Here is a 9,249-nt window from a genome sequence, read left to right on the forward strand (position 1 = left end):
TCTTAATCCGCTCCAGAATTAAAGAAGTAGAGCATGATGTCCACCGAAAACCGATTACACTTTTCGGCATCATGCTCTATCGCCGCCCGCCTCTTGATCCTCCATGAAGAATGAAAGAAGGGGCCTGCCATGTCCGGCACCTCTATGACAACTCGCGCCTGGCTTTTGATGCTGCCGCTGCTCGTGGTGATGATCGCAGTCATCGGCTGGCCTCTCGTCGACACGGTCGGCCTTTCTTTCACCGATGCGAAGCTCGTGGGAACAGGCGGCAATTTCGTCGGCATCGACAACTACGCGAAGATGCTGGCGAATTCGAATTTCCAGCGTACTCTGATCACCACCGCGTGGTTCGCGATCATCTCCGTCGCCGCCGAAATGGTGCTCGGCGTGCTGGCCGCGCTGCTGCTCAACCAGAATTTCAAGGGTCGCGGCGTGCTGCGCGCGCTGATGATCCTGCCCTGGGCGCTGCCGACCGTCGTCAACGCGACGCTCTGGCGCCTGATCTACAATCCCGAATACGGCGCACTGAACGCTGCCCTGACCCAGCTTGGCCTGCTGGACGCCTATCGCTCCTGGCTCGGCGAACCGGGCACGGCGCTGACGGCGCTCATCGTTGCCGACTGCTGGAAGAATTTTCCGCTGGTGGCGCTGATTGCGCTCGCCGCCCTGCAGGCCGTGCCGCGCGACATCACCGCCGCCTCGCTGGTTGACGGCGCCGGGCCTTTCAAGCGCTTCCGCTTCGTCATCCTTCCCTATCTTGTGGGACCGCTGATGGTGGCGCTCGTGCTGCGCACCATCGAGGCCTTCAAGGTGTTCGATATCATCTGGGTGATGACCCGCGGCGGCCCGGCAAACAGCACGCGCACGCTGTCGATCCTCGTCTATCAGGAGGCCTTTTCCTTCCAGCGAGCGGGGTCCGGGGCATCGCTCGCCCTGATCGTGACGCTGCTGGTCACGGTACTTGCCGCCGCCTATGCCGCCCTTGTCCGCAAAACCGCAGGGAGTGCCACCTGATGGAACGCCAGAGCCCGCTCTTCACCTGCTTCATCTACATCTGCGCCATCCTGCTCGCCGTCGTCATCCTGGCGCCGATCGCCTGGCTCTTCATCATGAGTATTTCGCCGGCTGCCGACCTTGCCGCCAAGCCGCTGCGCTGGTGGCCGCAGACAGCAGATTTCTCGCGCTACAAGGTGCTGCTGTCGATGCTGGAAAACAGCGAGGGCGCCGCCTTCACCTCGTCGCTGCGCAACAGCATCGAAGTCGCCGGCATGGCGACCATCGCCGCCATCGCGCTCGCCATCCCCGCCGGCTGGGCCGTGTCGCGCACACCGTCCGTGGGCTGGTCGCTCTCCATGGTCATCGCCACCTACATGCTACCGCCGGTCGCACTCGCCGTGCCGCTCTATATGGGCCTTGCCTATCTCGGCCTGCTCAACAACGTTTTCGGACTTGCGCTCGTCTATCTGACGATCCTGGCACCGTTCACGACCTGGCTGATGAAATCCGGCTTCGATTCCATTCCGAAGGAAATCGAGGCCGCCGCGATGATCGACGGCGCCGGGCTGTTCCAGACCTTGAAGATCATTACGCTGCCGCTGGCCATGCCCGTCATGGCGACCTCGGCGCTCTTTGCCTTCCTGCTTGCCTGGGATGAATTCTTCTATGCGCTGCTCTTCACGTCAGACCAGCGCGCAAAAACCCTCACCGTCGCCATAGCGGATCTCGCCGGCGGCCGTGTCTCGGATTACGGACTGATCGCGACTGCCGGCGTGCTGGCCGCCCTGCCTCCGGTGGTGATCGGCCTTGTCATGCAACGCGCCCTGATCTCGGGCCTGACCAATGGCGGCGTCAAGGGATGACCATGACCAAAGAGAAAACACGCCCCACCGGCCTTGCTGCCATCGACCGCGAAATGGCTCGCCAGCATGCCGATGCGCTCGCCTCCTTCGAGGCTGCCGCCGATATGGCCGCCAAGGCCGCGGCCTCGCTGAAGCGCACCGGCAGGCTACTGCTGCTCGGCATGGGCGGCTCCCACGCCGTCAACCGCGCCGTCGAACCACTCTATCGCGCCGCCGACATCGATGCGATCGCACTGCCGCTTTCCGAACAGCTCGGCCAGCCGCTGTCGCTGGAGGGCCGGACGATCTTCATGACTTCCCAATCCGGGGAAAGCGCCGAAGTGGTGCGCTGGTTCAACGAGACGGGCGGTACTGCCGAGACCTTCGGCCTGACGCTGGAGGGCACGTCCTTCCTCGCGAAGACCGCGCCCTCCCTCGTCGGCGCCGGCGGCACCGAGCTTGCCTTTGCGGCAACCCGCAGCCTCACCGTTACCTTCGCGCTGCATCTGGCGATCTTCGCGGCTCTTGGGCAGGATCCGGCGCGTGCCTTGGCTGTGCTTCGCGCGCCTGAAACGCTCGACACCAAGCCAGCGCTTTCGGCTCTTTCCAATGTCGCAACCGTCGTCACCTCGGGCCGCCGCCTGCAGGGCGTTGCCGAGGCGCTGGCGCTTGGTCTCACCGAACTCTCCCGCTGCCCCTGCTTCTCGCTCGAAGGCGGTCAGCTGCGCCATGGTCCGATGGAAATGCTCGGCCCCTCGATCGGCGTCATCCTCTTCCGCGGCCATGATGCGACCGCCAGCCTCGTGACGGCCATGGCCGTTTCCGCCGCGGAGACGGGTGCGCCCGTCATCGTCTTCGACGGTTCCGAGGAAGAGCCGGTGCCGGGTTGCGTGACACTGCGCTTTAAGCCGGAAACCGGCCTTGCCGCCATCTTCCAGATGTTGCCGGTCGCCCAGTCGCTGATGATCGCCTTTGCGGACGAGCGGGTGGAGAATGCCGGCACGCCGGTCCGCTCCACCAAGATCACCCGGAGCGAATGAATGAAGCCGCTTGCAGTCATCGGCAACGTTAATATCGACCTGATCCTCGGGCCGGCAGCGCCTTGGCCGAAGGCCGGCACCGAGATCATCGTCGATCACGACGAGCTGCGCGTCGGCGGCCAGGCGGGCAATAGCGCGCTTGCCTGGGAAGGCCTCGGCGTCGATTACGAGATATCGGCCAATGTCGGCAGCGACCAGTTCGGACGCTGGCTCAGCGAAGCATTCGGCGCGCGCGGCAGCAAATGGCCTGTCAGACCGGAGGGCACGACGCTCTCTGTCGGCATCACCCATCCCGATGGCGAGCGCACCTTCTTCACGACGCGCGGTCACCTGCCGCGGTTCAGCCTCGATGATGTGCTGGCGGTTCTCGACGGCGAGAGGCTTGCGGGCGGCTATGCGCTGATCTGCGGCGCCTTCCTCACAGAAGATCTCACCCGCGACTATGACGCCCTGTTCGACTGGGCCGACACGCACAGGATTACGGTTGCTCTCGATACCGGCTGGCCGCTCGACGGCTGGACGGAGGCGAATTGCGACGCTACCCGCGGCTGGCTTTCCCGCTGCGGCGTGGCGCTGATGAACGAGGTCGAGACGACGACGTTAGCCGGCATGGACGATCCGGCCGAGGCTGCACGCGCACTTCACGCGCTGATGCCCGAGGGTGCGATCTTCGTCGTCAAGCGCGGTCCGGACGGCGCGATTGCCATCGATGCCGAGAGCAATCTCGTTTCGGCCGCAGCGCCGCGCGTCACGGTCGTCGATACCATCGGCGCCGGCGATGTCTTCAATGCCGGCTTCCTGGCCGCCCTTGCCTGCGGCGAGCCGCCTGCGGCCTGCCTTTCGGCGGGGACCGCGGTCGCCTCCCGCGCCATTTCCACTCTGCCGCGCAGCTACGGCCCGGCCAACGCATCCGAGGAGGCCGTTCAATGAGCGCGCTCGAAATCCAGAACATCCGCAAGAGCTATGGCGACGTGGAGACGCTGAAAGGCATCGATATTTCGCTCGAAAGCGGCGAGTTCCTGGTGCTGCTCGGCTCTTCCGGCTGCGGCAAGTCCACGCTTCTGAACATCATCGCCGGGCTTGCCGAGGCGACGAGCGGGGATATCCGCATAGGCGATCGCTCCGTGCTCGGCGTGCATCCGAAGGACCGCGACATCGCCATGGTGTTCCAGTCCTATGCGCTTTATCCGAACCTCTCGGTTCATCGCAACATCGGCTTCGGCCTGGAAATGCGCAAGGTGCCCGCCGCCGAGCGCGACAAGGCGGTGCGCGAGGCGGCAAAGCTTTTGCAGATCGAACCGCTGCTAGAACGTAAGCCGAGCCAGCTCTCCGGCGGCCAGCGCCAGCGCGTGGCGATCGGTCGTGCTCTGGTGCGCAAGCCGGAAGTCTTCCTGTTCGACGAGCCGCTCTCCAACCTCGACGCCAAGCTGCGCATGGAGATGCGCACCGAACTGAAACGCCTGCACCAGATGCTGAAGACCACGGTCGTCTACGTGACGCACGACCAGATCGAGGCGATGACGCTTGCAACCCGCATCGCCGTGATGCGGGACGGACGGATCGAGCAGCTCGGCACGCCGGACGAGATCTACAATCATCCGGCGACGCTTTATGTCGCCACCTTCGTCGGTGCGCCGCCGATGAATCTGCTGAACGCAACCGCCGATCAGGGTTCGCTGCGCATCGATGGAACATCGATCACGCTGCCCATGCCGGCAACGAAAGCCGAAATCAAACAGGGTCAGGCGCTGGTTATCGGCATCCGGCCGGAAACGCTGCGTCTCGATGAAGACGGCAAGCTCGAGGCGGTCTGCGAAGTTGCCGAACTGACCGGTCCCGAACTGATCGTGACCGCGCAGGCGGGCTCGCAGCGGCTGATGGCCTGCCTGCCGCCGCGCACCACGATCGCCGAGGGGCAGACCATCACGCTCGGCTTCGATGCCAGCGCCTTGCACCTCTTCGATCGCGCAACCGGCCAGCGCTGCGAATAGACCTTCGGACCCGCGCATATGATCGCTTGGGTTGGCGCAGGTGACCATTGCGGTTTCCGGTGTCACCTGCAGAAATTTTCAATCCCCGTACTGTTACCGCAAGGCAGCGCACTGAACCTGACGACACAAACGATCGTCGGGAAAGAACCGTGTTTCAACAATTTCAACGCAGCACGCGCTGGCCTTTCGTCGGGCTTCAGCTGAGCAATGTCGCCCTGAACGCTAGCCACGCCTTCGCGACCGTTCTTTATCCGTGGATGATGTACGACCTCACCGGCAGCGTCGTCTGCATGGCGCTGATGGCCTTCGTGAATGGCGCCGTGCTTCTGATCGGCATGGTCTTCGGCGGCTACGTGGCCGAGATGCTGGGTACGCGCTATACCGCGCTCATCTCCACGAAGGTCGGGATGCTGACGTCGCTGATGATTGCAGTGCTCCACATGGCGGATTTTCTGCACCCAGGCACCTTTCTCCTTCTCAGCCTCATCGGCTCCATCCTTGATGGACCGGCGACTGTCGCGACCGAAGCCAAGACACCGGAAATCGCCCGCCTTTCAAGATTGTCCCCGACCACTGCCAATTCCATCGACGACACGATCGACGGGCTTGTGCTGCTGACGGCATCCGCGGCCAGCGCTTTCGTTATCGCCGTCATCGGCTCGAAGGACGCGGCCTGGTGGATCGTTGTTGGCAACTTCGCCGCGATAATGCTCCTGTCCTTCAGCCTACCGAGGTTTCGTTTAGGCCCGGCACCGAGACTTGGCGATATCGTCAATGCCGGCAGGTGGCTCCGGGCTGCGGCAGTGTCGTTGCCATTCACGCTTTGGGCAAGTGCTGCGCTCGGCTTCTTCATCGTGCTGCAGGTCTTCATCGTGCCGGCCGCATTGCGTCTCGAGGGCGCATCGGTGGCATGGCTTGGGCTCTTCGTTGCGGCATCGGCAACAGGCACGATTGTGATGAACCTGCATCTGGCGTCCCGCCAAGCCATGCCGGCGCCTACGATCATCGTTTCGAGAGCCCTCCTCGGCCTTGCGCTCTCGATGTGCATTCTATGGATGCAGATTACGCCGCTGACGATGATGTTTGCCGGCCTCGTCGCCGGACTGGCAAATGGCTGGCTCTCGCCCGCCTTTGTCGCGATCTTGCAAATGAAGGCGCCGCGCGACTGCCGGCCCTATGTGATGGGTCTTTCCTATTCGATGGTTCTGCTGTTTCTTCCGCTGGAATATATGCTGACCGGCACTGCAATCGGCCTGACCTCGTTCCGCACGACCTGCATCCTGCTGATCTTCCTGCTGTCGCTGGCGGCCGCCGTCAGCGCCGCCTGGCTCGAATGCATCCAGACCGACTGACCGAAAACGGGATAAGAGCCGTCGATAAGGCGCACGCCTGGTTGCGCGCAATGATGCCGTAATGTTCGTCGCTATGTCTTGGACAACACTATTTCGTTTCATGGAGGGTGAGAATGCGCCTCTTGCTTGCCGGGCGCATACCTCGACCCTTCCGGCCGCGTGGCTCAGCCGGTAACGGGGAACGACAGGACGCGATCCATAGTCAATACAAAACGCCATCGCGCCTGGAAGACTGCCGACGACAACGGCCTGACAGGTTGTCATGGAAGATGAGCTTGGGAATGCAGCCGATCAGATCCCCGGCAGCCCTTTCATCAGGTTGCAGATCACAGGAGCTTATGCTGCTTGAGGGGGAGCAGGAACTTGGCCGCGTCCGACGCTACGAAGGATAAGGAACCTTCACCCAAGTCGGGGGCTCATGCTCCGCCGTCTTCTTGATCGTCTCCTTCAGCCTCGCGAAAACCTCTTCGGCAGGAATGCCTGGACCCTTGTCCTCAAGACTTTGGATGATCTCGCGGCGAAACAGTTCCTCACGCAGGTCGGGGTAAGCATCCAGTTCCATGAATACCTGCATAGCCACAAAGATAGCCTCGGAAGGATCAAGAAACCGGCCCCGCTCAACTTCGGTCAGAACCCATTCGGCAACCGATGGCACGAGGTAGGTTTGTAGCCGCAAGCCATGCTCTGACGCTTCACCTTTCAACGCGGTGGCCTGGGCCTTCTGGGCAGCGCGGTATTCCGGTGGATAAAGATCGTCCTGCTGGTTTTCCATATCGCTCACAGCCTACTCTCCAGGGCTTCAACAGTAATATCCTGCCCGCCGTAGAACACACCCAAAACCAGAACGTGGGCATCTTCGACCACGAACGCGATGCTCACACTGCGCCGGTAGCCGATGATCCGAAGACCTGGCACCAGACCGTCCCTGACCATGCCTCGCTTGGGGAATGTCGCAAGCTCCATGATGAACTGGCGGATACCGCTGACATAATTCCACGCTACGGCAGGCCCGGCTTTGTCGTCGCTCGCAAGGTCAAGGTAAAGCTGGCGTAACTCCCCTTCGGCCTGCTTATGCAGGATGATCTTGTATGTCTTCATCCCCTACTTGGCTTTCGCCAGCAGGGCTCGATGCTCGGCCTCAAGACGGGCAAAGGCATCATCAAGGGGAACACCCTTGGAAGGATCACGCTCTAGTTCTGCATAACGCCCCGGAATTTCCTGAGCCAGCCAGCGTTCGCGGGCTTCTTCCTGGTCCTCCAGCAACCGCAAACCCGCGCGAACGACCTCGCTGGCGTTGTTGTAGCGGCCCGATTCAAGCTGCTTTTTGATGAATTTCTCATAGTGTTCGTTCAGCGCAAAACTCGCCATGGCATCGGCCCTCCTGTTACTTGGATTATAGGTCGCTCCGCCGGAATTAACAACTGTTATCAACTATTGATACCTTACCTTCGTTCTCAAATAACATCCGGCCACGATGAAAACCTCAACGTGACCGGACAAGAGACTGCTCTCTTATGAAGGCCCGCCAAGCGGGCTGACAAATCGGCAAGCGATTTGTGGCGACACCCGTTCGGGTGTCTTTACCGGACCGTGGGGCCTCGGCTTCCGTGGTAGGACGGCGGTCCCGCCGCCCTAGGCACCTTCCGTCCACGATGGCCACGCTTGGGCTTTCGGGAATTGATGAACGCGGTATCAAGGGTCGTCTTGATGTGGGCGGCGTAGAATTTTTCAATCATTTCGACGCTGGTGCGACAATTCTTGGCAATCGCATAAACATCAGCACCTTCCATGAGGCGAAGGCAGATATAGGTATGACGTAGGCTGTAGGCCGTTCGCGGCTTGCCGTCGCGGTCCAGCTTGAGGTTTTGCGCTTCAAGAAGGTTGTTGAACATCTTGAGATAATTGCCGGGGAATAGAAGGTCGGTCGGCTGCGGAGCCTTGACGACGATCTCGCCACCTTCTTTCTCTTTCCCGCGAACCGGTTTCAACCGGTCGCGCAAGCGCTCATAGGGCTTCACCGCACCCGGCATGGATTTGCACCAGCCGATCCCGCGCTTGCCGCGTACCTCGATTTCAAGAATACGCTCACGGCTATCGGGATCTTCGATAATGGTCACGTCACGATGCTGGAGCTGCTTCGCCTCGTCCGGGCGCAAGCCCGTATTGCCCATGAACAGGATGAAGTCATGCAACTGTTCGGCTTCCCAACGGAAGTGCGGGTTCTTCCGCTCCTTGGCATTCTGGCGCGTGGCCTCGTAAAGCTGCTTGTATTCGGCAGGGCTGAACCATGGCCGGTGCGTGATCTTGCCTTGAGTCTTATAGGGGGTGACAGATCGGGAAGATGGTTGAGCCACTTGTGGCGGATGGCGGTTTTCAGGACCTGCCGAAGGGTTCCCACCTCGTCATGCAACGTGCTGCGTGCTGGGGCCTTGCCTGTCGTAGAGGAGCCGATGCGTTGAACTCGATAGCCCTGAACCGTTCCGGCATTGATCTCAGACAGGCCCATCTTGCCGAAGAACGGGATGAGGTGCAGCCGGATGCCGTGACCTTCAACCCATTTCGGACTGCGCTCACCTTCCGTGATAACCCCGTACTCCTGCTCAAACTTCTTGGCAGCTTCCGCGAAGGTAGTCTCCGTCTTCAAGATTCCCGCAGCCAGCTTGCCCCGCAGCCTAAGATACCAATCTTCCGCAAATGCCTTGGCTTGTTCGAGGCCCGTTTCCTTGGTGCTGGTGCGATACTGGCGGCCTTTTACAGATGCCGAGCAATGCCAGATGAGGCCCCCGCGCCGGTAGACGTTAACCTTTCCTCCGAGGATTTCGTGGCTCGCCATAAAGGCCCCCTATCGATTTTGTTACTTCGATATGGGGACAGCGAATCACACCAGCAAGGGACACGTCAAATCGGGGGGCCTCGTTTGTGCTAGCGTTGTGCTAAGCCTAAAAACGACTTCGGCCTCCCATTGGGAGGCCGATGAAGTCTTGATAGTCTTCGAAATTTTTGGTTGCGGGGGCAGGATTTGAACCTG

The 9,249-nt window shown here is 61.3% G+C and carries 10 protein-coding genes; 6 read left to right on the forward strand and 4 right to left on the reverse strand.

Translation table 11 applies throughout. The annotated features are described in order from the left end of the window. Window positions 1-129: 129 nt before the first annotated feature. The 6 genes from AC13Q5_RS33965 to AC13Q5_RS33990 all read left to right on the forward strand — a co-directional run bounded on the left by AC13Q5_RS33965 (window position 130) and on the right by AC13Q5_RS33990 (window position 6,221). Entirely contained in the window at window positions 130-1,014 is an 885-nt protein-coding gene (locus AC13Q5_RS33965; protein WP_075856725.1) for a carbohydrate ABC transporter permease, read from the forward strand. Further along, window positions 1,014-1,859: a carbohydrate ABC transporter permease gene (locus AC13Q5_RS33970; protein WP_488504777.1), complete on the forward strand. Its 846-nt coding sequence runs from the start codon at window positions 1,014-1,016 to the stop codon at window positions 1,857-1,859. The genes AC13Q5_RS33965 and AC13Q5_RS33970 overlap by 1 nt, the downstream gene beginning before the upstream one ends. Continuing rightward, window positions 1,856-2,878 carry an SIS domain-containing protein gene (locus tag AC13Q5_RS33975; protein ID WP_488504778.1) on the forward strand — a complete coding sequence of 341 codons (1,023 nt, stop codon included), beginning with the start codon at window positions 1,856-1,858 and terminating at the stop codon, window positions 2,876-2,878. Before AC13Q5_RS33970 ends, AC13Q5_RS33975 begins: the two co-directional genes overlap by 4 nt. Then, on the forward strand, window positions 2,879-3,808 hold the full coding sequence (locus AC13Q5_RS33980) for a PfkB family carbohydrate kinase (protein ID WP_488504779.1): 930 nt from the start codon (window positions 2,879-2,881) through the stop codon (window positions 3,806-3,808). Continuing rightward, window positions 3,805-4,869 carry an ABC transporter ATP-binding protein gene (locus AC13Q5_RS33985; RefSeq protein ID WP_488504780.1) on the forward strand — a complete coding sequence of 355 codons (1,065 nt, stop codon included), beginning with the start codon at window positions 3,805-3,807 and terminating at the stop codon, window positions 4,867-4,869. Before AC13Q5_RS33980 ends, AC13Q5_RS33985 begins: the two co-directional genes overlap by 4 nt. A gap of 149 nt (window positions 4,870-5,018) precedes the next feature. After that, window positions 5,019-6,221 (forward strand): MFS transporter, encoded by a 1,203-nt coding sequence (locus tag AC13Q5_RS33990; protein ID WP_488504781.1) that lies wholly within the window; start codon window positions 5,019-5,021, stop codon window positions 6,219-6,221. A gap of 379 nt (window positions 6,222-6,600) precedes the next feature. Here the strand turns inward: AC13Q5_RS33990 and AC13Q5_RS33995 are convergent, their stop codons facing one another. The 4 genes from AC13Q5_RS33995 to AC13Q5_RS34010 all read right to left on the reverse strand — a co-directional run bounded on the left by AC13Q5_RS33995 (window position 6,601) and on the right by AC13Q5_RS34010 (window position 8,575). Continuing rightward, complete coding sequence (locus AC13Q5_RS33995) at window positions 6,601-7,002, reverse strand: hypothetical protein (RefSeq protein WP_488504782.1); 402 nt, start codon at window positions 7,000-7,002, stop codon at window positions 6,601-6,603. Next, on the reverse strand, window positions 6,999-7,319 hold the full coding sequence (locus AC13Q5_RS34000; protein ID WP_488504784.1) for a type II toxin-antitoxin system RelE/ParE family toxin: 321 nt from the start codon (window positions 7,317-7,319) through the stop codon (window positions 6,999-7,001). The genes AC13Q5_RS33995 and AC13Q5_RS34000 overlap by 4 nt, the downstream gene beginning before the upstream one ends. A gap of 3 nt (window positions 7,320-7,322) precedes the next feature. Beyond that, the gene (locus AC13Q5_RS34005; protein ID WP_488504785.1) at window positions 7,323-7,589 is read right to left on the reverse strand and encodes a type II toxin-antitoxin system ParD family antitoxin; all 267 of its coding nucleotides are present in this window, start codon (window positions 7,587-7,589) and stop codon (window positions 7,323-7,325) included. Between the two features lie 212 nt (window positions 7,590-7,801). After that, window positions 7,802-8,575 carry a site-specific integrase gene (locus AC13Q5_RS34010; RefSeq protein WP_488504786.1) on the reverse strand — a complete coding sequence of 258 codons (774 nt, stop codon included), beginning with the start codon at window positions 8,573-8,575 and terminating at the stop codon, window positions 7,802-7,804. Window positions 8,576-9,249 lie beyond the last annotated feature (674 nt).

The organism is Martinezella sp. CNPSo 3964, assembly GCF_057784375.1.

Excerpts from the sequence above, each read along its gene's own strand:
- AC13Q5_RS33965 (WP_075856725.1), top strand. The coding sequence starts at position 130 with ATGTCCGGCACCTCTATGACAACTCGCGCCTGGCTTTTGATGCTGCCG.
- AC13Q5_RS33970 (WP_488504777.1), top strand. The coding sequence starts at position 1,014 with ATGGAACGCCAGAGCCCGCTCTTCACCTGCTTCATCTACATCTGCGCC.
- AC13Q5_RS33975 (WP_488504778.1), top strand. The coding sequence starts at position 1,856 with ATGACCATGACCAAAGAGAAAACACGCCCCACCGGCCTTGCTGCCATC.
- AC13Q5_RS33980 (WP_488504779.1), top strand. The coding sequence starts at position 2,879 with ATGAAGCCGCTTGCAGTCATCGGCAACGTTAATATCGACCTGATCCTC.
- AC13Q5_RS33985 (WP_488504780.1), top strand. The coding sequence starts at position 3,805 with ATGAGCGCGCTCGAAATCCAGAACATCCGCAAGAGCTATGGCGACGTG.
- AC13Q5_RS34000 (WP_488504784.1), bottom strand. The coding sequence starts at position 7,319 with ATGAAGACATACAAGATCATCCTGCATAAGCAGGCCGAAGGGGAGTTA.
- AC13Q5_RS34005 (WP_488504785.1), bottom strand. The coding sequence starts at position 7,589 with ATGGCGAGTTTTGCGCTGAACGAACACTATGAGAAATTCATCAAAAAG.